General features: G+C 51.4%; 22 protein-coding genes and 1 pseudogene. 4 read left to right on the forward strand and 19 right to left on the reverse strand.

What is annotated here, in order from left to right; genetic code table 11:
* Positions 1-16: 16 nt before the first annotated feature.
* The 4 genes from ABXT40_RS09905 to ABXT40_RS09920 form a co-directional block, all read right to left on the reverse strand.
* Complete coding sequence (locus ABXT40_RS09905; protein WP_443645441.1) at positions 17-2,131, reverse strand: RNA degradosome polyphosphate kinase; 2,115 nt, start codon at positions 2,129-2,131, stop codon at positions 17-19.
* A gap of 108 nt (positions 2,132-2,239) precedes the next feature.
* Entirely contained in the window at positions 2,240-2,644 is a 405-nt protein-coding gene (cueR, locus tag ABXT40_RS09910) for a Cu(I)-responsive transcriptional regulator (RefSeq protein ID WP_443645442.1), read from the reverse strand.
* Between the two features lie 185 nt (positions 2,645-2,829).
* Complete coding sequence (locus ABXT40_RS09915; RefSeq protein WP_443645443.1) at positions 2,830-3,801, reverse strand: glucokinase; 972 nt, start codon at positions 3,799-3,801, stop codon at positions 2,830-2,832.
* Positions 3,798-4,577: a hydroxypyruvate isomerase family protein gene (locus ABXT40_RS09920; RefSeq protein ID WP_443645444.1), complete on the reverse strand. Its 780-nt coding sequence runs from the start codon at positions 4,575-4,577 to the stop codon at positions 3,798-3,800. Before ABXT40_RS09920 ends, ABXT40_RS09915 begins: the two co-directional genes overlap by 4 nt.
* Before the next feature lie 209 nt (positions 4,578-4,786).
* Here ABXT40_RS09920 and ABXT40_RS09925 point away from each other — a divergent pair.
* Together ABXT40_RS09925 and ABXT40_RS09930 are read left to right on the forward strand one after the other, a co-directional pair.
* Positions 4,787-6,331 (forward strand): annotated as a pseudogene (locus ABXT40_RS09925) (acyl-CoA carboxylase subunit beta).
* 41 nt (positions 6,332-6,372) lie between these two features.
* Positions 6,373-8,436, forward strand: coding sequence for an acetyl/propionyl/methylcrotonyl-CoA carboxylase subunit alpha (locus ABXT40_RS09930; RefSeq protein ID WP_443645445.1), 2,064 nt, complete (start codon positions 6,373-6,375; stop codon positions 8,434-8,436).
* Positions 8,437-8,530: 94 nt separating this feature from the next.
* Here the strand turns inward: ABXT40_RS09930 and ABXT40_RS09935 are convergent, their stop codons facing one another.
* From ABXT40_RS09935 to ABXT40_RS09965, 7 genes are read right to left on the reverse strand one after another with little or no spacing between them, the layout of a single operon-like run.
* A complete protein-coding gene (locus ABXT40_RS09935) occupies positions 8,531-9,907 on the reverse strand; it encodes an FAD/NAD(P)-binding protein (RefSeq protein WP_443645446.1) in 1,377 nt (458 codons plus the stop codon).
* A gap of 42 nt (positions 9,908-9,949) precedes the next feature.
* On the reverse strand, positions 9,950-10,627 hold the full coding sequence (locus ABXT40_RS09940) for a fumarate hydratase C-terminal domain-containing protein (RefSeq protein ID WP_443645447.1): 678 nt from the start codon (positions 10,625-10,627) through the stop codon (positions 9,950-9,952).
* A complete protein-coding gene (locus ABXT40_RS09945; protein WP_443645448.1) occupies positions 10,621-11,553 on the reverse strand; it encodes a fumarate hydratase in 933 nt (310 codons plus the stop codon). Before ABXT40_RS09945 ends, ABXT40_RS09940 begins: the two co-directional genes overlap by 7 nt.
* Positions 11,550-13,307: an L-aspartate oxidase gene (locus tag ABXT40_RS09950; RefSeq protein ID WP_443645449.1), complete on the reverse strand. Its 1,758-nt coding sequence runs from the start codon at positions 13,305-13,307 to the stop codon at positions 11,550-11,552. Before ABXT40_RS09950 ends, ABXT40_RS09945 begins: the two co-directional genes overlap by 4 nt.
* Positions 13,308-13,311: 4 nt before the next feature.
* The gene (locus ABXT40_RS09955) at positions 13,312-13,653 is read right to left on the reverse strand and encodes a succinate dehydrogenase (RefSeq protein ID WP_443645450.1); all 342 of its coding nucleotides are present in this window, start codon (positions 13,651-13,653) and stop codon (positions 13,312-13,314) included.
* On the reverse strand, positions 13,650-13,994 hold the full coding sequence (locus ABXT40_RS09960) for a succinate dehydrogenase (protein WP_443645451.1): 345 nt from the start codon (positions 13,992-13,994) through the stop codon (positions 13,650-13,652). Before ABXT40_RS09960 ends, ABXT40_RS09955 begins: the two co-directional genes overlap by 4 nt.
* Positions 13,995-14,714 carry a succinate dehydrogenase/fumarate reductase iron-sulfur subunit gene (locus tag ABXT40_RS09965; RefSeq protein ID WP_443647007.1) on the reverse strand — a complete coding sequence of 240 codons (720 nt, stop codon included), beginning with the start codon at positions 14,712-14,714 and terminating at the stop codon, positions 13,995-13,997.
* 163 nt (positions 14,715-14,877) lie between these two features.
* Between ABXT40_RS09965 and ABXT40_RS09970 the strand changes: the two genes are divergently transcribed.
* Positions 14,878-15,765 carry a LysR family transcriptional regulator gene (locus ABXT40_RS09970; protein WP_443645452.1) on the forward strand — a complete coding sequence of 296 codons (888 nt, stop codon included), beginning with the start codon at positions 14,878-14,880 and terminating at the stop codon, positions 15,763-15,765.
* A gap of 80 nt (positions 15,766-15,845) precedes the next feature.
* Here ABXT40_RS09970 and ABXT40_RS09975 read toward each other — a convergent pair whose 3' ends face one another.
* The 5 genes from ABXT40_RS09975 to ABXT40_RS09995 all read right to left on the reverse strand — a co-directional run bounded on the left by ABXT40_RS09975 (position 15,846) and on the right by ABXT40_RS09995 (position 20,713).
* Positions 15,846-16,979 (reverse strand): CaiB/BaiF CoA transferase family protein, encoded by a 1,134-nt coding sequence (locus tag ABXT40_RS09975; protein WP_443645453.1) that lies wholly within the window; start codon positions 16,977-16,979, stop codon positions 15,846-15,848.
* A 66-nt stretch (positions 16,980-17,045) separates the two neighbouring features.
* Positions 17,046-17,864 carry an HpcH/HpaI aldolase/citrate lyase family protein gene (locus tag ABXT40_RS09980; protein WP_443645454.1) on the reverse strand — a complete coding sequence of 273 codons (819 nt, stop codon included), beginning with the start codon at positions 17,862-17,864 and terminating at the stop codon, positions 17,046-17,048.
* An 11-nt stretch (positions 17,865-17,875) separates the two neighbouring features.
* Positions 17,876-18,715 carry an FAS1-like dehydratase domain-containing protein gene (locus tag ABXT40_RS09985; RefSeq protein WP_443645455.1) on the reverse strand — a complete coding sequence of 280 codons (840 nt, stop codon included), beginning with the start codon at positions 18,713-18,715 and terminating at the stop codon, positions 17,876-17,878.
* 57 nt (positions 18,716-18,772) lie between these two features.
* Complete coding sequence (locus ABXT40_RS09990) at positions 18,773-20,101, reverse strand: MmgE/PrpD family protein (protein ID WP_443645456.1); 1,329 nt, start codon at positions 20,099-20,101, stop codon at positions 18,773-18,775.
* Positions 20,102-20,251: 150 nt separating this feature from the next.
* On the reverse strand, positions 20,252-20,713 hold the full coding sequence (locus ABXT40_RS09995) for a PaaI family thioesterase (RefSeq protein ID WP_443645457.1): 462 nt from the start codon (positions 20,711-20,713) through the stop codon (positions 20,252-20,254).
* 640 nt (positions 20,714-21,353) lie between these two features.
* On the opposite strand from ABXT40_RS09995, the gene ABXT40_RS10000 reads away from it, so the two are divergent.
* Positions 21,354-22,103, forward strand: coding sequence for an SDR family NAD(P)-dependent oxidoreductase (locus tag ABXT40_RS10000; protein WP_443645458.1), 750 nt, complete (start codon positions 21,354-21,356; stop codon positions 22,101-22,103).
* 172 nt (positions 22,104-22,275) lie between these two features.
* Here the strand turns inward: ABXT40_RS10000 and ABXT40_RS10005 are convergent, their stop codons facing one another.
* From ABXT40_RS10005 to ABXT40_RS10015, 3 genes are all read right to left on the reverse strand, one after another.
* Positions 22,276-23,061, reverse strand: coding sequence for an enoyl-CoA hydratase (locus ABXT40_RS10005; protein WP_443645459.1), 786 nt, complete (start codon positions 23,059-23,061; stop codon positions 22,276-22,278).
* A 62-nt stretch (positions 23,062-23,123) separates the two neighbouring features.
* Positions 23,124-24,353, reverse strand: coding sequence for a CaiB/BaiF CoA transferase family protein (locus ABXT40_RS10010; protein WP_443645460.1), 1,230 nt, complete (start codon positions 24,351-24,353; stop codon positions 23,124-23,126).
* 14 nt (positions 24,354-24,367) lie between these two features.
* A complete protein-coding gene (locus ABXT40_RS10015; protein ID WP_443645461.1) occupies positions 24,368-24,508 on the reverse strand; it encodes a hypothetical protein in 141 nt (46 codons plus the stop codon).
* Positions 24,509-24,621: the final 113 nt, after the last annotated feature.

The following is a 24,621-nucleotide window of genomic DNA, read 5'->3' on the forward strand; positions in this document are numbered from 1 at the left end:
CTTCGATCCCAATTCCCTAACCATTATCCTGCGTGGCTGACAAACTGCCAAGCCCTGACAGGCTGGGGTTTGACATGAAATAATCATGGCATGAGAAGCTTGTCTCATCGGTTTGAGGATGCACATAACTTCCATTAGGCTGCAAGTACCAAGCGTTTTTTTCATCACGAAGAAGCGCCACCATAATTTGGTGAAGCACCTGTTTGCGAATGGTCGGATTTTCCAGCTGCATAAAACACTCAACACGGCGGCGCAGATTACGCGGCATCAAATCGGCTGAAGAAATCATCACGATGTTTTTGTCAGATAGAAATTCACCACCATTGGCAAAAACATAAATCCGCCCATGTTCGAGAAACCGGCCAATGATTGACCGAACCGTAATGGTTTCAGACAAGCCAGCCACGCCCGGTCGCAAACAGCAAATGCCACGCGCCAAAATTTCAATCGGCACGCCTGCCTGCGAGGCCTCATACAACAATTCGATCAAGCGATGATCGACAAGCGAATTGCATTTCAGCCAGATACCCGAGGGAAGACCATTTTTACAATTTTCAATCTCGGCACGAATCATAAGTTTTAATTGGGGAAATGATTGATGCGGCGAAATAAAGCTGCGTTTCAATTTATCTGGCTGCACATGACTTGTCAGATATTTGAAAATTTCATAGGCGTCGCGCCCCACATCCTTGTCACAGGTGAAATAGGACAGATCCGTGTAGATGCCAGCGGTGATCGGGTGGTAATTGCCAGTGCCAACATGCGTATAAGATACCAGCTTGCCATGTTCACGCCTTACAACAAGCGACATTTTAAGATGAATTTTCAGATCAGTCAGACCATAGGCAACCTGCACACCAGCACGGCCAAGCGCCCGCGCTAGCTGAATATTATTGCGCTCGTCAAACCGTGCCTTTAATTCAATCACGGCCGTAACGGTCTTGCCATTTTCGGCCGCTTGGATCAGCGCCTTTACAATTGGTGAATTTGACGTGGTTCGATACAGTGTCTGGCGAATTGCCAAAACATCAGGATCAGTTGCAGCCTGCTGGAGATAGCGCACCACCACTTCAAAACTTTCATAAGGATGATGAACGATAATATCCTTATTGCGGATTGCGGCAAAGCAATCACCATTGAAATCCCTGATTCGCTGGGGAAAGCGCGGCGTAAAAGCCGGAAACAGCAAATGTTTGGGAATGTAATGCAGCAATTCGGAAAAATTATTCAACGCCACTGGCCCATCGGTATTAAAGAAGTTATTTTCATCAATACCCATTGCTGATTTCAGCAAACGCCGGATTGGTTTTGGCGCATCTTTTGACAGGGTCAATAAAACCACATTGCCACGTTGACGCGCCCGAAGCGCATTTTCAAATTCATGAATCAGGTCATTCGCTTCATCATCAATTTCGATTTCAGAGTCACGCAAAATGCTGAACATCGCTGCCGACACAAACTGATGGCGCGGATAGATTTTAACAATGCTGGCACGGATCACCGCCTCGACCAGAAGCAACCGCAACCCATCACCGGGCAATTTGACAAAACGCGGCAAATTCGCCGGCAGCAAAATCACACTTTGCATCGGCTTGCTGTCCGGGCTGGTCAATTCCAGCATCATTCCCTTGCCGTCATTATGGAAAAACGGAAACGGGTGAGATGGGTCAAGCGTTGTCGGGGTGATTAATGGCAGAACATTATCAATGAACCAATCTTCAAGCCAAAGCCGATCTTGCTCATCATCGGGAATATCCGACATAACATGGATATTTTCATCGCGAAGACAGCCAATCAATTCGGGCAAAACCTGATTTTGGCGCGCCATCAATTTGGCACTTCGCGCCATGATCTGCGTCAGCAATTGATCAATATCAACATCATCTTTTGGCAAACGCTTGAAACCGCGATCCACAAGCTGGCGAAGACCGGCAACGCGCACCATGAAAAATTCATTTAGATTATCTGCCGAAATGGCCAGAAACCGAATGCGTTCCCCAAGCGGTTTATCGTCATCCTCGGCCAAAGATAAAACACGCTCATTAAACGCAAGCCAGCTTAGCTCGCGGTTAAAAAAGCTCTCATCTTCGGTTGACCCGTCAATGATCGGATCGGTTTTTTTGCTTTTCATTTCGTTACATTTCTGGTGGACGGACATCTGACCATATCATGCTGCTGAATTGTTATAGAAATATGACAAAAGCCAAACTTCAAATATTATCTTGGCTGTATTGTGCCATCATTGAACCGTCAAACCGCTGGCAAGATTGCCAATAATCGGGCAATCAGGGCGTGAATCACCATGACAGTTTCCGGCTAAATGGCTTAATTCGTCACGCAATTCCTGCAATTCACCAAGCTTGCGATCAATTTCAGCAATTTTCTCAAGAGTGATTTGCTTTACCTCGGCACTTGGCCGCTGGTCATCTTCATAAAGGCTTAGAAGATCACGGCATTGCTCAATCGAAAAGCTGTAGCGGCGTGCCCGCCCAATAAATCCCAGCTTGGCAATGTCTGATTCGGCATAAAGCCGGTATCCGGCTGCCGATCGGCCTGCCGGTTTTACAAGTCCGATATCGGCGTAATAACGAACGGTTTTCACCGTTAAAGCCGCGCGCCGTGCCGCATCACTGATTTTATACATGATCGCCTCTGTTTTGGTTTATCCCATTGCCGCCGATCGCCAGAAGGCCAGACCTTCTTTTGACAAGCCTAACCTTCCTGTAAAAAGAAGGTTAGATATAATCTAGGGCGTTGGGTCAGGCATGGCAAGCGTGCCATCATAAAGCAACGCAATCTGATTGGACGATTTGCGGTAATGGATCTGAATTAAAGCAAAGTGGTGCGCCGCGCCAGATAGCGATTATCAAATGCCGCCGCTGCACCGCGCAATCCGGCAAGCGGATCAATCGATAGATAAATTGGCAATGCATGAAGACAAGACCGGCGGCGACCATGATCGTCAAACCGGTCAATAAGCCCACTATCGCCAAGAAGCGCCGATAATTTACCAGCAATACCACCAGCAATCACCACGCCAGCGCGCGCGCCAAGGCTGAGCGCCGCATTCGCTGCAACTGTGCCAAGGCTTTGCAGCATCAATCGAACCGCCGACAAAGCCGCCGCATCACCCGCAAGTGCCAAAGCTCCAATGTCCGGCGCTGATTTATGATCACCTGTCTGGCAGTGATAAATCGATTCAAGGCCGGGCCCGCTGACAATCCGTTCAGCCGAAACATGGCCAAATTCTTTTGCCAGATGCGCCAGAACCATAAATTCGGCAGGGTTGCGCGGGGCATAGCTGACATGACCACCCTCGCCCTCAATCACCTGAATATCATCACCGGCGGGTACCAACGCCGCCACACCAAGACCGGTTCCAGGGCCAATTACAAGCAAAGGCGTGGTTTGATCAGCCGTTCCATCGCGCAAAATCTGCCGGCGGTCTGCCGGCATTGATCTATTATTTTGCAACAGATCACGATGCGCCATTGCTTGCGCGGTAAAATCATTGATCAGCAAATAGGCACGTAGATTTATCGCCGCCGCCAGCTTGCCGACATCAAATTGCCAATGATTATTGGTGATATCGACCTTTCCGCCATTTACCGGGCCGGCGACCGCCAGACAAAGCATATCGATATCAAGCCTATGTTTGGCGCAATAACCGGCAAATGCATCTTCGGCTGTGGCAAAGTCAGCACAGGCCATAATGGCCGGGTCGCAAAGCGCCGGATCATCACCATTCTGATGCGCCAACCGCAGCGATGTGCCGCCAATATCAGCGATAAGCCGAGTCATTTCTGCCAACCTTTTGCCGTTTCAAGCCAGCCAAGTCCGGCCTCGGTTGATTGTGCCGGACGGTATTCGGCACCGATAAACCCGTCGTATCCAGCTGCATCAAGCGCCAGCAAAATATCCTTATAGGCAAGTTCGCCATGATCTGGCTCGGCGCGGTCAGGTACAGCTGCAATTTGGATATGGCCAATAAAATCCAGATTGGCCTCGATCCGGCGGATTAAATCGCCCTGCATGATCTGGATATGATAGCAATCAAACATCAATTTGATATTGCCAAGTCCAACCTGTTTGATCGTGGCAACGCCAGCTTCGACCGTTGAAAGATGATAATTGGCAACATCACGCTGATTGATCGGTTCAATTAAAACCATCATATCATGGCGCGCAGCAGCAGCACCAGCATAGGCAAGCGCATCGCAATAGGCGGTTTCAGCCGCAACATCGCCATCGGTTCGCCCCGCCATCACATGAACCGACCCAGCGCCAATCGCGGCAGCATAATTAACCGCCTCGTCAATATAGCGCCGTGCCTCATCTTCGCGCCCAACGCAGGCGGCAAGGCCAAAATCGCCAGCATCGACATTGCCGCGCCGCGTATTCAGCCCCAGCATCGGCAATTTTGTCGCTGTTAATACTGCCAGAATTTCGGATCGCGGCACGTCAAAAGGCCAATGACATTCAACCGCGTCAAATCCGGCCTTTGCCGCGGCCATAACGGCGGCCGGCAGGGGCAGTTCAGTCCATAAAAACCCAAGATTGGCAGAAAATCGCAGCATAGCAGCTCCTCAAAAGACCGGCCGAGAATGCCGCTTTTACCGGCGAAAATCAATCAATCTGACCTGTTTGTTCGGCCGCTTGGTGGAAAATCAGAATATAAGCTGGTGACGTTTGGCTTTTGGCTTTGTATTGTCATACTCCATTGTGATCAATGGCCGCCATCACATCACCGATGCGATGGCCGCAGGGCGCAACGATTGGATAGAACATGAAACATACAGGTCAGGACATTATCAAAGAATTGCAGGATCGCCGCGAACAGGCGCGACTTGGCGGCGGAACTTCCCGCATTGACCGCCAGCACGCCGCCGGAAAGCTAACCGCGCGTGAGCGCATTGATGTTCTGCTTGACCCCGGATCGTTTGAAGAAATTGATATGTTCGTCGTGCATCGCACCCGCGATTTCGGCATGGATGGCAATACGATTGCCGGTGATGGTGTGATTACCGGATCAGGCCGCATCAATGGCCGTCTCATTTATGTATTTTCGCAAGATTTTACCGTTTTTGGCGGCTCGCTCTCAGCTGCCCATGCCAGCAAGATTGTTAAGGTTTTGAAATTGGCAATTCAGAATGGCGCGCCGGTCATCGGGCTGAATGACAGTGGCGGGGCGCGGATTTAAGAAGGTGTTGATTCGCTTGGTGGCTATGCTGATGTATTTTTGCAAAATGCGCTTGCGTCAGGCGTTGTGCCGCAGATTTCCGTGATCATGGGGCCATGTGCTGGCGGTGCTGTTTATTCGCCGGCAATGACCGATTTCACCTTCATGGTTCGGGGCAGCAGCTATATGTTTGTTACCGGCCCCGATGTTGTCAAAACCGTGACCAGTGAAGAGGTGACTGCCGAACAGCTTGGCGGTGCCGAAACCCATACAACAATATCTTCGGTTGCCGATGGCGCATTTGACAATGACCTTGAAGCGCTTGCCGAAATTCGCCGTCTTGTAGGGTTTTTACCATCGCATAACGCTGCCGGTTTACCGCAATTGGCGTGCGATGATAATCCAGCGCGTACCACTCCAGCGCTCGACAGCCTGATCCCCGAAAATGCAAATATGCCCTATGATATGCGCGAGCTTGTGACAAGCCTTGCCGATCATGGTGATTTCTTTGAATTGCAGGAAGATTTTGCCAGAAATATCCTAACCGGCTTTGTCCGGCTGAACGGATCGCCAGTTGGTGTTGTTGCCAATCAGCCGATGGTTCTTGCCGGTTGTCTGGATATTGATTCCAGCCGCAAAGCGGCGCGATTTGTCCGGTTTTGTGATGCGTTTAACATTCCCATTCTTACGCTTGTCGATGTTCCGGGATTCATGCCTGGAACCGCGCAGGAATACGGCGGCATCATCAAACATGGTGCCAAGCTATTATTTGCCTATGCCGAAGCAACCGTTCCCAAAGTGACCCTGATCACCCGCAAGGCCTATGGCGGTGCCTATGATGTGATGAGTTCAAAACATCTTCGCGGCGATGCAAATTACGCATGGCCAACCGCCGAAATTGCGGTGATGGGGGCAAAGGGTGCGGTTGAAATTCTCTATCGGTCCGAGCTTGGCGATGCTGAAAAAATTGCGGCGCGTACGGCTGATTATGAAACGCGGTTTGCCAATCCATTTATCGCGGCTGAGCGTGGTTTTGTTGATGATGTTATCATTCCGCAGAACAGCCGGTTTCGCATCATTCAGGCTTTTGAAAAGCTGCGCGGCAAACGCCAACAAAATCCTGCCAAGAAATTTGGCAATATTCCGCTTTAACCTGTGGTTGGTTGCCGCGCAATTCATTTAGAGAGTTCGCCATGTTTAAAAAAATCCTGATTGCCAATCGTGGCGAAATCGCCTGCCGGATCATCCATACGGCCCGCAAAATGGGCATTGCCACTGTTGCAGTCTATTCCGATGCTGATCGGGCAGCCAAACATGTGCAGCTTGCCGATGAAGCCGTCGCCCTTGGCGGCATGACCGCACAAGACAGCTATCTTCAGGCCGACAAGATTATCGCAGCCTGCCACGAAACCGGCGCACAGGCGGTGCATCCGGGCTATGGATTTCTGTCTGAACAAGCCGGTTTTGCGGCTGCGCTTGAGACAGCCGATATTGCCTTTATCGGGCCGCCAGCCAATGCCATTGCGGCAATGGGCGACAAGATCGAATCCAAAAAACTGGCAAAGGCTGCCGGTGTTAGCACCGTCCCCGGCCATATCGGGGTGATCGCAACCGCCGAAGAAGCGGTCAAAATTGCCGATGAAATCGGCTATCCAGTTATGATCAAGGCAAGCGCTGGTGGCGGTGGCAAAGGCATGCGGATTGCCCATTCATCTGGCGAAGTGGCTGATGGTTACGCCACCGCCATGCGCGAAGCTGCATCCAGCTTTGGTGATGATCGCGTGTTTATCGAAAAATTCATCACCAGCCCACGCCATATCGAAATTCAAATTCTGGCCGACAAATCCGGCAATTGCATCCATTTGAACGAACGCGAATGTTCGATCCAGCGCCGCAACCAGAAAATCATCGAAGAAGCACCATCGCCTTTTTTGGATGATGCCACCCGTCAGGCAATGGGCACCGAAGCGATTTGGCTTGCCGCGGCGGTTGACTATTACAGTGCCGGTACGGTCGAATTTATCGTTGATGGTGATCGCAATTTCTATTTTCTGGAAATGAATACCCGTCTTCAGGTCGAACATCCAGTAACCGAAATGATCACCGGCCTTGATCTTGTTGAAGAAATGATCTTGATCGCCGCCGGTAAAACCCTTCGCCACAAACAAATCGATATCGGCATTCATGGCTGGGCGATGGAAAGCCGGCTTTATGCTGAAGACCCCTATCGTAATTTCATGCCAGCCATTGGCCGGTTATCGCTGTATCGCCCGCCTGCCGAACAGACGCATGATGATGGCACGATCACCCGCAATGATACCGGCGTTGGCGAAGGCGATGTTATCTCAATCTATTATGATCCGATGATTGCCAAATTATGCAGCTGGGGGTGTGACCGCAACGCCGCTATTGGCCGCATGCAAACCGCGCTTGATGCGTTTACCATGCGCGGAGTCGGGCATAATATTCCGTTTCTATCAGCCGTGATGGAACATGACCGTTTTATCAGCGGAAACATCACCACCGCCTTCATTGATGAAGAATATCAAGACGGGTTTTGCGGCGTCACCGCTTCGCCTGCCCGCAAACGCCATCTTGGCATGATCATGGCGGCGGCGGCATATGACGAGATGTACCGGCTTGCCAGTCTTGAAACCGCCCCGACACATCCCCGCCATGATGACAATTCAAACCGCCAGATCGTGCAATTTGCCAATGCCGACACCGGCGCGCATGACGCAGATGAAGATCTTGAGATTGGCATCATCAGGGCAAATGATGGCAGCTTTAACATCACCGCACCGCCAGAGGTCGAAACCAATATTCATCTGGTTTTTGACCGCGACCCAAGCCATCCGCGCCTGCATGTTGTGCTGACTGAAGATGGCGAAACGAGTGAATATTTATGTGAATTATGGCGGCAGCAAGATCGCTGGCATCTATATTATCGGGGAATCAGCCTTTGTGCGCATGTCCGAGCGCCGCATATTGCCGCGCTTGCCCATCACATGAAACTGGTTGAGCGGCCCGATACATCCAATATGCTGCTTTGCCCCATGCCCGGAAGCCTGATTAAATTATTTGTTGCCGAAGGCGAAATTGTCGAGGCTGGTCAAACGCTATGTATTGTTGAAGCGATGAAAATGGAAAATGCGCTGATCGCCGAAAAACGCTGCAAAATTGAAAAGCTGTTTTCAGGCGAAGGCGATATCCTGAGCGTCGATGCAACCATCATGACCTTTGCCGCCGCCGATTAAAATGGTTTCAAAAGATTTGGCGCACCAAAAGATTAGATTGGCAAAATCAGACTGGTAAAATCAGACTGGCAAAATCGCTGATCAGCTAGCGAATCTAACTAGCAAGCCGTGCCGCCACCCGCATGCTGGCGAGTGAGATTTCACTCGCCGCGACAACATCACCAAGACTGCTTGCCATTGCGGGGCCAACCAGTAACAGCGTTGTAATCGCCTGACCTTTGGGATCAATTACTTCATTTTGCTGATTCACCCGAAGCCCCTGTCCAAACGCATCGGGCTGGCCAATGCCATCTGCCACAAGATTGGCAAAAAGTGGGTCATGCCCAACACCGGTGCAATTAATCACATGATCGACAGCGAGGTGGCGTGCGCCGGTTTTGGCATCATGCAACTCCAGCCGCAAAGGCGCATCATCACCAGCCATTTCCAGATGAATGGCACCAAGTCTGGCATGGCAGATTTCAAGAATGCCAGTTTGCTGTAACCGGTTTGCCGCGGCAATCGTTTGCGGTGCCGCCCGATAGCGATAGCGCGACCATAGCCAGCCAAGCCGCCGCATCAGCCCCCGCCGGTCACGATCGCTTAAGGCCTGCCATTGTTGGTTGATATCAATGCGCAATTCTTCAAATGCCTGCTGCCAAACGGGATCTTCGGGTGGCAAACCGGGAAGATAGCTTCGAAACCGGCGCAAGATTTTTGACGGGCGCGGCGCATCTGGCCATGTTGGCGGTGCCTGTTTCACCCAATCGGCCTGTTCGGGTGGCAAGCTGCCATGCGGTGCCAGCAAGAAAACCGACCCCTGATGATCTCGCCGTGCCAAGGCAATGACGGCATCAAGCGCGGTTAACCCGCCGCCAATAATGGCAAGGCGTGATTGCGCTGGCAAATGATCAAGCCATTGACCATTCCACGAATTTTGCACAAGCCGATTTTCCAATTCGAGCAATTGCGCCTTTTCGCCATGAATTGGGCATGGCCATTGCGGCGGCGGATTACCCGTTGCCAACAACACCAGATCAGCCTTGATCAAACGCCCGTCTGAACATTCGGCCTGCCAGCCGCCTTGATCCATCCTGCCAAGCTTTGTGACGATTTGCGGATAATGGATGATGGTATTATCGTGCTCGTTAGCACCGGCCAAGACGGCATCAACACGGCTTGCCACATAGCGCCCAAAATCGCGGCGGCGGTAAAACATGCCGCTGCGGCGCATCGCATCTTTGTCATCTTTGATATGGGTTTTGGCCCAATTGCCGAAATCATCACGCCGGTCAGGCCATATCCACATCAGATTGGCGCGCACATTCAACCGGAAATCATCATCATCACAACCATAGGCATTGCCCCTGCCAAGCTGGCCCGGCCCAACAATTGTGATTTTTGACGGCTTAATGCCCGCCTCGACAAGATGAATCAGATTTGCCGCGGCGGCAAAGCCACTGCCAATTATCAGAATTTTTTGATCTGTCACGGCCAAGTCCCTTTATTGCCTTTCAGCCTGATATCGGCGTGATCAGATCATTTCATCGCTTCGGTCATCAGTTTCGCCAAACCGTTTCAGAACCGCTGGCCTTGTTCCCTCATAGACCTTGTCAAGCGAGGCTGAGATGCGGGCATTTTCACGTTCGAACAGGCTGTTACCGTCAAGATCACTTTCGACAATGAAAGGCCCAAAATTTTCAACATCAAGAACCCACATGGCTTGAGCCAGTCCAAGTTCTTTTTTCCAATGAAGATTGCTAACCTGTTTGACACCACGCCCCAAAAGCGCACCCGTGCCATAGCCAACCGTGGTCAGATAAATTGCGCCATGCGGAACGAAATGTTCACGGTAATCCTTAAAACTCATGCCGCCTTTGCCAATAATCAATTTGGCACCTGATGCGGCCAGCCATGGGCCAATCCATTTGGAAAAGCGAAACGACGCCGTTGCCGTTACCGCGCCAAGATCAAAGCTGCCATCATCATGCTGGGTGGCGGCTGGCGAACAGTGAAAATTGGCAGCACTATCGGCCGGTAAATCCATTGGCATGGCAATGCCATCTTCAAGAACGCGTTTATAAACACCTTCGCGCGCCGTATAGACGGTGCCATCAAGATAAACAATATCACCAATGCGAAGATTGGCAAGCGCTTCGGCCGTTGGGTTTGCGCTTAGACGAATTTTGCGCGGTTTATTGTCTTTTACCATTCGACTGTCTCCCGCCGCTGATAATCGGTGAACCAAGCTGGATCTGTTCGGAATTCAACGCGCCCATCATCATAAATCCGCGCCACAGCACGGCGTGATGACAAACAAAACGCATGAACGCTCATCTGCATGCCACCCGTATGGCAATAGCCAACTTCAATATTGCAATCAATCACCATGGATTTGCCAACAAATCCCATCGCGCCCATGCCAATATTATTTCCCAATTCTTTGAATTCATCTTCAAGCGCGGCAATTTTCGGATCGGGGTTGCGATCGCCAACCATGCGAAGACAGGCAGCGCGTTTTCCAAGAACCATACAGCTATCTTTCGACCCACCAAGACCAATGCCAATAATCGCTGGCTGGCAGGCAAGGCCGCGCTTGCCAAAAGCGACAAGCGAATCAAGATAAAATCGTTTAATGCCTTCAATCCCGTCACTCGGAAACAGCATCCGGTAATCAGTGCCAAAAAGACCACCTTTATGAACTGTGACAAGGTCAATCCAATTGCCATCAGGTTCAAAACCATATTCGATTTCCGGTGCCCCAATGCCAACATTATTGTCATGGTCGGTTCGCCATAGGGGGTGAACGCGGTTCGGGCGAAGCGGCACTGATTTGGTGGCATTTGCCGTCGCACGGCGCAACGCCGCCTCAAGCGCGATTGGCCCGCCATCAATCTGCGCCTCATTGCCCATTTTCACATACCACCTAGGACAGCCAGTATCACCACACATGGCGCGGCGATCTTCCTTGGCAGCAATATAATTTTCGAGCATCGCCTCAAGAACAAAGCTGGACAGATCACCATCTTCGTCATTAGCCGCCTTTTGCAAACCGGTTAGATAATCATCCGGAATTTCAATCGCCGCTTTTGCCATCAGGCTTTCGGCGGTTTTTTGAATCAGCTCAATATTGATCATTGTGCAGCCTCCACCAGCGTCTCAGCCTCATCGGCCCCAAGCAATGATTCACCCGGTTTGACAATGGTGAATTTCACAGCCTCGCGGTTTACCTCAATGCCTTTATCGACCGAAGTGGCAATGGTGAAATAGGAATCTTCAAGCGAGCCAGCATCGGGGAAATCTTCGCGGAAATGCGCCCCGCGTGAATTTTCGCGCGACAGGCCAGCCTTGGCAATCACTTCGGATGTATCGATCAGGCTTTGCAGGCTTAGCCAATCATGCCATGACAGATTAAACGCCAGATTATCACCCGAAACGCCAACATTTTCCATGTCGCTTTTCAAAGACGCAATCTTTTCAATGCCGCGCTTTAATCCAGCCGCATCGCGCATCACTCCAACATCGTCCCACATGGCATCCATCAGCCGGACGCGAAGTTCTTGAACATTCCCTGGCTTGGCCGAAAATGGAATGATTGCGCGCTCCAATTCTTGGTCAAGAATGGTTTCATCCGGATCATGAAGTGCGGCCATTTTCTGGGCATCGGCCGCCATCACATCGCCAGCGATACCGCCATAGACGGTAGAATTCGCAACGCCATTGCCGCCAAGCCGGTTTGACCCATGCGCCCCGCCAGCATCTTCGCCGGCCACATAAAGACCGGCAAGGCTGGTACGGGTTTCAACATCAACCACAACCCCGCCCATCAGATAATGCGCGGTCGGCACAACCTCGACAAGACCAGCGGCAAGATCAAAGCCGCTATCAGCGCAGCGTTTCACCATGCCCTGAAATTTCTTGGCAACATTTTCTGGCCCAAGATGCGCCATCGAAATATAAACCCCGCCATAAGGCGATGTGCGGCCTTGGCGCATTTCTTCATAAATGGCGCGGCTGACGATATCGCGCGTTGCGCGTTCACCAGCATCATCATAATTGAACATGAAACGTTCATTTTTACCATTTATCAAATGGCCGCCAGCACCCCGAAGCCCCTCTTCAAGAACCGTTCCGGTCATTTTGGTTTCGTCACCCGCCATCAAGCCAGTTGGATGAAACTGCACCATTTCCATATCGCGAAGCCCAAGCCCGCGGCGCAAAGCCATCGATAGACCATCCATGCTCTTATCACCCGAGGGGGTGTGATATTTATACATTGTCGGGCCGCCGCCAGTCGCCATCAAAACGGTTTTTGCGCGAACCAGCCGGAAGGTGCCGCGGCGCATATCAATGAATAAAACACCCGCAAGCGCGCTGCCATCACGCGACGGAATCAGGCCGATTGCCCGATGTTCCTGCAGTTTTTCAATTGGCCGTGACAGCACCTGTTCCATCAAACGGCTGATGATTTCAATGCCGGTCAGATCGCCCTTATGCGCGGTGCGGTCAAAGGTTTGACCAGCAAAGGCTTTTTGATGAAGCGTGCCGTCGGGATTGCGATCGAAAAAACAGCCAATTTCATTTTCCAGCTCATGGATTCGCGTTACCGCCTCGGTCACAAGCTTCCATGCCATATCCTGATCGGGAAGCCATTTGCCGCCAATGATCGTATCCATAAAATGCCGCTCAACCGAATCTTGTGGATTCAGTGCCACATTATAGCCGCCTTGAACCATGCGCGTGCAGCCCGATTTTCCAATCAGCCCTTTTACCGCAATGGTGACTTTTTGATCTGGTGCCGCTTTTTGCGCGTGAAGGGCGGCAAATAATCCAGCGCCGCCAGTTCCCAAAATCAGAATATCAGTATCATGTCGTTCAATGATTGGTTTCATCGGATTAAATCGCTTTCAAAAAGAATAACGTCGACACCAGAAAGGCAAACGCCACCGCCAGTGCCGCCATTGTTTTCTGATGTGGGCTCCATGGCAGAAATTCTAATGCCATTAGCCGAAGCCCACCAAATAGATGCGCCGCCAGCAAAAACACCAAACCATATTCGGCCAATTTCACAATGGTCAAATCGGTAAAGCGCAAAAACCCGTCAAGGCGCGCCGGTGCTGAAATCGCCAATGACAGCATGTAGAAATGAATTGGCAGAAACAGCGCCAGCCCAAGCCCTGATAGGCGGTGAAGCAAAAAAGCAAACCATAATGGATGCGTGCGATGCGGCCGGATCATAGCCCAACTCCCGCAAAGGTAACAGCATAGACAGCCTTTGCACCTAGTCCGAACAAAAGCGCAAAAACCGCCCAGCTAAAAAGCTGCAGGGCGCGCCCGTTGAGGCCAAACCATTCAAAACTAATCACCCGCAATCCGATGGCACCATGAATCGAAACGGCAACAACAAAGCTGCCATAAAACAAAAACCACGCAACCGAGCCTTGCGTCCGCGCCAGAATTTCGTCAACTGTCAAACCGCCCTGAACAGCATAGATCATCACCGCAATATGCCCAATCACGAGCGGTGCCATGACGAGCGCCGTCAAACGCTGTAACATATATAAACGTAGATCAAGCATCTAGCGGCTCCGTCGGAAAAGAGCTTTTGTCGTTTCGCGCTTCAATCCGGCAATCGACAAGGTTGGGTTCAATTCATTCGGGCAATATTGCACACAGCCTTGCTGGGAATGGCAATTATGACAGCCGCCATTTGACCCAACAGCGGCAAGCCGCACATCCTGCCCATCATCACGGATGTCATTCACCAGAGACCATGACCGGTTCAACGCTGCTGGCCCGAAATAATCGGGGTTGGATTCAACCACATCACAAGCCGCATAACAAACCGCGCAATTGATACATTCAATTGCCTCGCTGGCGGCGATGCGCATTGGATCATCAGGGGTGATGGCTGCCATCGGGTCATGGCGTGTCTTGCTTGGGTGAAACACCGCTTCGGCCGCAACCCATTTTTCAAAGAACGGATCCATATCGGTTGCCAAATCCTTAATCACCGGCAAATTACGAAGCGGCGCAACCTCAAGCTGATCATTGGCAACAACCTTGCTGACATGTGTTCGGCACGTCCAGCGCGGCGATCCATTGACCATCATCGCACAAGATCCGCACATGCCAACGCGGCAGGCAAACCGGTAAGATAAAGTGGGGTCGATATGCTGTTGGACATAGGCAACAACATCAAGCACTGTCTGGTTTTCCCTCGCTGGCACTTCATATTTTTCAAAACGGCCATCATCGCCATTTTCACGCCAGATCGACACGGTCATTGTTTGCGTCATTGTTTGCGTTTCATTCGCCACCAGAACACTCCATTTCCATAATTATAGCGTAGTATAAATTTCATTTTTTCTTAATGAAACTAAATAATATTTACTTATTATGTAAGAAAGTTTTACATTAAAATCCGCAAAACAGAGATTATCATAAGCTGGATAGACGCATATGTCCCTTCGCCAACTTCGCACCTTGCTTGCCATTCAAACCCATGGCTCGTTCAGCGCCGCCGCGGCTGCCTGTCACATCACCCATGCGGCGGTAAGCCAGCAGATGAAAGCACTGGAATCATTATGGGGAGTCGCGCTTTTCGACCGGAAAAACCGGCGTCCCGAATTGACCCCGACCGGACGGGCAATGGCAAGCAAAGCGGCCAATATCATCCGTGACTATGATGGTATTCTGGCATCAGTCATTGGCGAACAGGGCTTTCAGGGTGAATTGGTGCTTGGCGCGGTGCCAACCACTTTGACCGGATTGGTGCCGCTTGGCCTGTCTTTATTGCGCCAGCGTCATGCCGATTTGCATGTGGTGATTTTTCCCGGGCTGTCATATCAATTAATGCAACAGCTTGATCGCGGCACGATTGATGCGGCGATCATCACGCGCCCCGCCCTTTTGCCGCAGGGATTATCCTGTTTTGATATTGCCGCCGAACCAATGCAGCTTTTGGCACCGCCGCAAACCGAAAGTGACGATCCGCTTGAACTGCTTCGCACCCGCCCCTTTATCCGGTTTGACCGCAATGCCATTTTTGGACAGATGGTCGAAAGCTGGCTTCAAAAGCGCAAAATCACGGTCAAGGATTCGATGGAGCTTGAGGGGCTGGAAGCAATCTCAAGCATGGTGATGGCCAATCTTGGCGTCTCGATTGTGCCTAAACGCTGTGTTCGGAATATGAACCCGCTACCGGTCAAACGCCTTGCGCTTGGCGCCATAGCGCCGGCACGCCAGCTTGGGCTTGCCTATCGTGACGGCAATCCCAAATTAACCGTGATCAAGGCTGCTGAGGCGGCATTTCTTGATGCGGTTCGCATTGGCGAATTTTCGGCTTAAGTCCAATCTGGCTGAAATCAAATCTGGCTGAAATCAAGTCTGGTTCAAAGGCAGCTTTGACCAATATCCATGCGCATCATCTAGGAAAATTCGGCGCGGATAGCCGCGCTATGCTGGCCAAGGTCGGGAACATCACCCAATCTTGGCAAGATGCCATTTACAATCGCGCCGGGTGACAATAGCTGTACATCACCAGCCGAGGTGCGAACTGAAACAAACCGGTTTTGCGGATGTTGCGTAAACACATCCATATCATTCAACCGACCAAAGGCAATTTGCGCCGCCTGCAATTTTTCGGCAATTTCATCGATTGAATATTGGCTGAAAACCCCATTCATAATGGCATCAAGCGACGCGCGATTTTCAACCCGGTGGACATTGCTGTCAAATTTCGGATTTTGCGGTAAATCGGGCTGGTCAAGAACATCACTACATAGCCGCAGCCATTCGCGCTCATTCTGGATTGAGATCAACAGCATCCGGTCATCGCCGCAACGATAGGCACCATAAGGCGCAATCGTCGGATGATGCAGTCCGGGGCGCCGAATTTCCCGCCCGCCATAATGATATTGCAGATAGGGAACATTCATCCAATCGGCAAGCGCATGAAATAGCGACACTTCAATGGCGCGGCCTTCACCAGTTTTTGCGCGCGCCACCAATGCCTGCAAAATCGCCGCATGCGCCGTCATTCCCGCCGCAATATCACAGATCGAAACACCAACACGGCCGGGCTCTTCAGGCGCGCCGGTAATCTGCGCCAACCCAACTTCGGCCTGAACCAGAAAATCATAGGCCTTCATCTGGGCAAAGGGGCCAGACGCGCCATAACCGCTGATATCGCAGGTAATCAATCGCGGGTCGGCCTGCCGCAAATCGGCCATCGAAACGCCAAGACGGTCGAGCGCCCCGGGCATCAAATTCTGGATAAACACATCAGCCTTGGACAGCATTTGTTTGAAAATTTGCAGATCATCGGGCTGTTTGAGATCAAGCGCGACCGATTCCTTGCCACGATTAAGCCATACAAAATACGAACTATGCCCTTTCGCATCAGCGTCATAGCCACGGGCAAAATCACCTTCGGGACGTTCCACCTTGATCACCCGCGCACCAGCATCGGCAAGCCGGCTTGCGGCATAAGGCGCGGCAACAGCCTGTTCAAGACTGATCACCAGCAATCCGTCAAGATCACGATTTGGGCTATTCGCCATTTAACTCTCCTGCCAATTCAGTATTTTGCCAATTCAGTGTTTTGCCGCCATGATCTGGCCAGTATTTCATGACGCCAGCGCCTCATAATCACGGATAATCGCCTCGGCGCGTTTGATCACCGGCACATCAACCATTGCCCCATCAAGCTGAACCGCTGATGCGCTATTGGCAACAGCGGTCATGACGCGCTGCGCCCATTCATAATCGGCATCACTTGGCCGAAACACGGCCTTTGCCGGCGCAATCTGTTTGGGGTGAATTAACAGCTTGCCACCAAAGCCCATGTCACGCGCGCGGCGCGCCTCACCAGCGACAATTTTCGCATCATCAAACCGCACCGCGACCCCATCAAGCGGCGATGCCTTTTGCCCGAGGCGCGATGCAACAACAATCCTACCACGCGCATAGTGAAGCGAATCCCATTGCGGATCAGCCCCGATATCAAGCGAGAAATCCAGATGACCAAACGCGCATTGCAACACTGATGGATGCATCATCATGGCCTCGATTGCGGCCAGCCCAAGCGCGCTTTCGACAATTGGGATGATTGGCATATCCGCGCCAAACTGTTTGGCAATCACATCAAGATGATCAACCGATTCTGCCTTTGGCAGCATAATCATCTGGGGTGGGGTCTTGGCCAAAGCCACCATGTCTTTGGCAAACCAGCGCGAGTCAAATCCGTTGCAGCGCACGACCAATGGCACCGGCAAATCAGGCCGCGACATAAGCGCGGCATGCGCTGCCGGCTTATCAGCATCAGCAACCGCATCTTCGAGATCGAGAATCACCGCATCGGCACCACTGGCACCGGCCTTTGCAAATAATTCAGGACGATGCCCCGGCACAAATAACGGAACGGATAGAGGTTTTGGTGTGGCCATAGATCGGTCTTTCACAATATTGGCTCGGGGGTAACGGTGGCTTTCATGGTTATATTGCCATCAGCGCCGCGAACACAGGCCGCAAGCATGGCGTGGCCAGCTTCATCATTTTCAGGTGACGCATCAACCATGATCGGATCGCCACAAACCAATGGCCGAACACCGCGGTAAGCCATATGTTTTGGCAATTTTCCGCCAATGCTGCAGGCTAGATTCAGCATCAATGTTGCCTGCAATGGGCCATGAACCAACAAACCACCATGCCCTTCGACATTGGTCGAATAGGGAAGATCATAATGAATGCGATGACCATTAAAGGTCAGCGCCGAATAGCGAAACAGCATCACGCTATTGGCATCAACCTGCCAGCGATGCGCCGCCATGCTGTCGGTAATCGGGTCAAGCGGCGGCGCGGCCGTCACTTCTTCACGATAAACAACATCATGGCGTTCGCGCAATTTCAACTGGCCGCCAACGGAAAATTCATGCGTCACCGCAACAAAACATAAATTGCCGCTTTTGCCTGATTTAAAGCTGATATCATCAATGCGGCTTTGCTTTTTGACATGATCACCAATCTTGAAATCACCATGAAATTCCAGCCAGCCCCCTGCCCACATCCGGCGTGCATAGGGAATTTCAGGCAGAAAATCCCCGCGCTTTGGGTGGCCATCAGGGCCAAGCAATTCCGGGCTAACCGCTTCGGGTGCCAAACACCAATGCAGTCCGGGCGGCACCTCATTGCCGGTAAAACAATGATCGCCAAGCGTATGTTGAAAATGATCAACCATGCGCGCCGTAATCACGTCATCGCTTGACACGCTATTGCCGATCCATTCGGAAAAATCCATAAACTCACTCCTTTGCTTGATCATGCCATCATGCCAGAAATTCTATAAGACAACCGGCTATCCTTGTAATTTGGCGGCGAGATCAGATGCCGAGACCTGTTCAAGCGCATTTGTCATCGCCCATAAATCATTGGCGCGATCATCACCGATAAGCGCTTTGGCCTTGGCAAGCAATCTTATGCCAAGAAGCACCGGATCAATCGGCGATAGCAAATCAAATGATTGGGAACGTGATTGACCATCTTTTCGTTTGAGATCAACGCGCGCGGCGCTGTCGGCAATCTGATCATCGCCAATGACCTTTACCCGCTTGGCAAGTTCAATCAGATCAGCATCATGGCACAGGCCATCATCATAGCTTCCATATGCCGCAAGATTGACACCCCGAAGCGCCATTGCCGCCAAGAAAACATAGCTGAATTTAATTTCAAGGCCGGTTTCAGGCGCCTTTATATCGCAAACATTCTGCCAGCGGGGCGCGATATAAACCTTTATTTCATCAAGATCATCAACCGCAACAGCACCATCAGCCAATAGCAAAAGTAACGCTTCAATCATCGCATGGGTTCCGTGGCAACAGGCATGAAGCTTGTGACTGACCGCGGCAAAAAAGAACTGGTCAAAAGACCAATCATCAATTGCGGCACTGCCGCCAGCCGCACCATGATGCGCGGCAAGAAAGCTTTGCGCGCCAGCAAAGGCATCGGTGCTGGCAGTAAAGCCGCGTTTTGCAAGGCTGGCTGCCTCGATGCCATTTGCCGCGGCGGCACCGGCATTGAATGGTTTTCCCATCGTGCCAAATTGTGATTTCAGTCCCGCGGCGCGCGTGCTGACAAGCCCCAACGCCGCACGGGTGGCAGCCCGATCAAGCTGGTAGAGGCGCGAGGCGGCAATGGTGGCACCAAATGCGCCCGATGTTGCCGTTTGATGAAAGCCAGCATCATAATGATCACGCCCAAGCACCATGCCAATCCGGCAGGCCGATTCAGCGCCAATCAAAAACGCATCAACAACATCATCAGCCGATGCGCCCATATCCTCAGCCGCTGCCAAGGCCGCTGGAAAAACCGCAACCGATGGATGGCCGATATAGGCAAAATGCGTATCATCATAATCCAGCGCATGTGAAATCGTGCCATTGGCAAGGGCAGCCGCGCGGGCTGGCAGACGACCTGCCGCGCCAGTGACTGCCGCGCGTGACACCCCACCTTCGGCCATCACAAAATCACGAATAATATGCGCCAATGGCTGATCCGCACCGGCAAGACTAACCACCATCCAGTCAAAAAGTGATAATTGCGCCATCTTGCGGGCATCTTGTGGCAAGCTGTGGCGTGGAACCGACGCCAGATCAAGAATATGCGGCAGCAAAGCGGAATCGGACATGATCAAACCTTTAACAATATCGGCATTCAAACCAGACCGGCAAAGATGCGATTTAACCAGTCTAACCAGAACATCCCGTCTTTACCAACCGCCGGATAAATCCGGCTATTGCATGACGCGCAATGAAACCGCCGCGCGTCACATTTTTCACTAGCTTGGCATTTTCCAAGTGGCGGTTGCAACCGCAGCAAGCTTGCCGTCACTTCCCCAAAGCCGGCTTTCCATAAAGGATAAGGTGCGGCCTTTTTTGATAAAACGACCTTCAACCGTGGCAAGTCCCTTTTTCGCTGGGCGAAGATATTGGGTTTTCATTTCAATGGTGATGCCCATGCCAATTGTTTTGCCCAAAAGATGCCCCATCGAGATATCCATGACGGCCGCCATGATGCCGCCATGCAACGAGCCTTGCGGATTCATCAGCATTTCATTGACCTCAAACGTAACACGCAGGTGATCCTTATCGGCATCGGCGGCCTCATGCGGCAGATAGTCAAAATTAAGCCCCATAAATTTGGACAGGAAGAATTTTTCAAAAACTTGCTCATAGCTTCCTAGAATGGAGTCAATGTGATCGCGAACCTCTGCCGGATCGACCTTGCGTTCATTTGACAAAATAAAATCTCCTAAAGATCTGTCATGAAAAAGAAAAAGACTGGATATCAGCAAGACCAGAACCGGCCTTGTGAAAAATTGAAATTATGTTAGCCGCAATCGGGCTTCGGCCTTGCAGCGGGGTCCGGTGAATGATGCAGCGCAGATTTAGGTCAAAGCCATCACGGCGATGCAAAACCTTACGGTTTGGCAGGATCAACATCCAAAATATCAGTCGCGATTTCCGCGCCAAAAGGGGAAATCTTCATGTTTAAAACTCACTTATTTTAACTCAAAAAACGCCTAAAATAGCGCAAAATCAGCCTCAAGAATTGCACCATGATGGCGGTTTGTCTATAGAGAATATGCTCAATCACCACGCTGATCTCACTATGAATTCATTGCATTTACACCATGTATTTGACCATGCAATTGACCATGTAATTGAAAGGCGACACAAGCCAGATCAACGACCAATTTCTAGCAACACAAAACGGCGCACGTCGTCCAATTTGCGCTGGCATTTCGGGGGTCAGATGCCTAATCTGAGACCGGTCAGTTCTGGCGTCATTTTCATCTTTGCCAATTTCTGAGCCATCTTGATTGCTGGCCCGCATTCCAGGCGGTTATCGTTTCAATGAATTTATCACAGAGGTAAAAAATGCATAGTGACAGAAAAACCGCCCTGATCACAGGATCAGGACAGAATATCGGCCGTGGCATCGCCAGCCAGCTGGCGCAAGCCGGATTTAACATCATCGTAAATGGCAGCCGTAATCGTGACGCCGCCGAAGCCGTTGCCGCCGAAGTGCGCGAACATGGTGTCGACGCGCTTGTGGCAATGGGCAATGTCGGCATCAAGGCCGAAGCCGAAGCGGTTGCTAAGGCAGGCATTGACCATTTCGGCCGGATTGATGTTCTTGTCAATAACGCCGCCATTCGTCCGCATGGGCCATTTCTTGAGGTTAGCGAAGATGAGTGGCAACAGGTCATGGATGTTGATTTGAATGCCGCAATCTGGTTGTCGCGCCTGATCCTGCCAGGCATGATTGCCAATGGCTGGGGACGCATCATCAGCTTTTCCGGCATGAATGCCCAACGTGGTTATCCGGGGGCATCGGCCGTATCGGTTGCCAAACATGCGGTTTGGGGATTGACCAAGGCGTTTGCGGTTGAGTTTGGCGCTAATGGCATCACCGCGAATATCATCGCACCCGGCACATTTCCGGCAGATCATGTCGATATTCCCACGGATGCCAAATTTTCAGCACTCTTAAAAGCCAACCCATCAGGCCGGCTTGGTAATGCCGAAGATATTGGCGGCATGGTTGCCTATCTTTGTTCGGAAAATGGTGGTTTTGTGAATGGCCAAATGCTACAGATCAATGGCGGCGTGGTGATGCAATTCTAAGCAAACTCAAACCGGAACATCCGGTTTGCCCATAAAAAAACTGTCAATCCCACGATCGGGCTTGACAGTTTTTTATGCGCGGTGCCAAACAGAACCCTAAGAGACGATATTCAGTTAAATTTCTTGGGCAAATTTCTTGGGCAAAACAGCCCGCTATTTTGGACTTTTCGCGTCAGCTTCCTGTCCAAACCGGCTTACGCTTTTCCATAAAGGCACGGCGGCCTTCAATATAATCAGCACTGTCGAAACAGGCCTGAACCATTGCTTCGCAGGTGGCCAGGTCACGCTGGCTTTCATCCTTGCGTGTCTGATTGGCGATGAATTTTACCGCATCAACGGTCATAGGCGCATTTCCGGTAATGGTTGTTGCCATTTCATCGGCTGCCGCTTCGACTGCGCCATCTTCAACAATCCGGTTCACCAGCCCCATGATCCGCGCTTCTTCTGCGTCGAACCGGCGTGCGGTGAAAAAGATTTCCTTGGTAAAGGCAGGGCCAACAAGATTGGCAAGCCGGTTAATGCCAAGGAACCCATAACCAAGCCCAAGCCGCGCTGCCGGAATGGCAAAATTTGATCCCTGCCCGCAAATACGAATATCGCAACATACGGCAAGCGCCATGCCGCCGCCGACGCAAAAACCGTCAATCTGCGCAATCGTTGGTTTCGGGAATGCTTCGACCTTGTCATAGACGCGTTTGGTGGTGGCGTTATAACGCGCCACACCATCGGCACTGGCACGCTCGCTCTCAAATTTGGAAATATCAGCGCCCGACACAAAGGCCTTGCCGCCAGCACCTGACAGGATCAGCACTCGCACATCTTTATCAGCCGCAAATTTATCAAGCGCAACTTCAACCGCTTCCCACATTTCCAGCGACACCGCATTGCGCTTTTCCGGCTGGTTAAAAATGATTCGGGCGATGGCACCTGATTGTTTCACAATGATTTTATCAGTCATGGTTCGGCATATCCTTTGATTGGTCGGCCTTGTAGATTGGGCTGGGTTTTCAGATCTTTGGTTTAGATTGTCTTGGCGTCGCGAAGCGCGGCAATGTCTTCAGCACTATAACCAAGTGTTGCCAGAATATCATCAGCATGACCGCCGGCAAGTGGCGGCGGCGAGGCAATATGGCTTGGTGTCCGGCTCATCATGATTGGCTGCCCAACAAGATGGGTTTCGCCACGCTCATGGCTTTTGACCGGCTGTGCCAAGCCAAGATGTTTGACCTGCGGATTCTCAAACGCCTGACCAATATTGTTGATTTCACCAGCCGGTACACCTGCATCATTCAAAATATCAATCCATGCCGCGGTTGTTTTATCGCGCGTAATCGCATTGATTTCGGCATTCAGCGCATCGCGGTTTTTCGACCGATCAGGGCTGGTTGCGTAATCGGGGTTGGTAATCCAATCTTCGCGGCCAAGCCCAGCGGCAAATCTTTCCCAAATCACCTCGCCAGCAACCGCGATATTCATATAGCCATTGCTGGTTTCAAAAACGCCCGTCGGAATTGAGGTTGGGTGGTTATTGCCAGCCTGTTTGGCGATATCACCATCCATAAGATAACGTGCGGCCTGAAAATCTAGCATGAACATCTGCGCCTGCAAAAGCGAGGTTTGAACCCACTGTCCCTGACCCGAATGGGCGCGCTCTAAAAGCGCAATGAAAACACCCTGCGCGGCGAATAGACCAGCGCATAAATCAGCAATCGGGATACCAACCCGCATTGGGCCTTGGTCCGGTGCGCCGGTGATCGACATCAGGCCGCCCATGCCCTGCGCAATCTGATCAAAGCCCGGACGGCCGCTATAGGGACCATCCTGACCAAATCCAGAAATTGACGCATAGACAAGACGCGGGTTGGTTTTCGACAAGGTTTCATAATCGATACCAAGACGGGTTTTTACATCAGGGCGGAAATTTTCAACAATCACATCGGCCTTATCAGCAAGCTGACGAAAAATTTTCATGCCCGCTTCGCTTTTCAGATTCAAGGTCAAGCTGCGCTTATTGCGATGCAGATTCTGGAAATCCGGTCCTTGACGAGGTCCACCAAGCTCGGCGCCATCTGACGGGGTTTCAATCTTGATCACATCAGCGCCCCAATCGGCCAGCTGGCGAACACAGGTCGGCCCCGAACGAACACGCGTTAGATCAAGCACCAGATAATCTTTTAGCGCGGTGCTGGCAAGCGGGGTTCTTGTGCCAATCTGGCCGGCGTTATTTTCGGTGTTTGATGAATCGGTCATAATGGTCTCCACAATCAGATCGGCAAAATTTTACATAAGTCACGGCGAAGGCTGTCAGGGCTGGCAAACATATCAGCTTTTCGCGCGCGGCGCGTCCGGATCAACGTCATCTGCATGGTCACATAAGCGCCAACACCATAAGATGAATGGATCATCAACTCAATTGGCTTGTCGCCCCGAAATTGGTTATCTGCATTCGCAACGCCACTGCCACTTCAAAAATTGATAGACGCAACATTTGCAACAGCAAGATGCTCAAAAGCAGCCA

The sequence above is a fragment of the Candidatus Ponderosibacter sp. Uisw_141_02 genome, assembly GCF_048087665.1.
In the GTDB taxonomy this organism is placed as follows: Bacteria; Pseudomonadota; Alphaproteobacteria; order Puniceispirillales; family Puniceispirillaceae; genus UBA3439.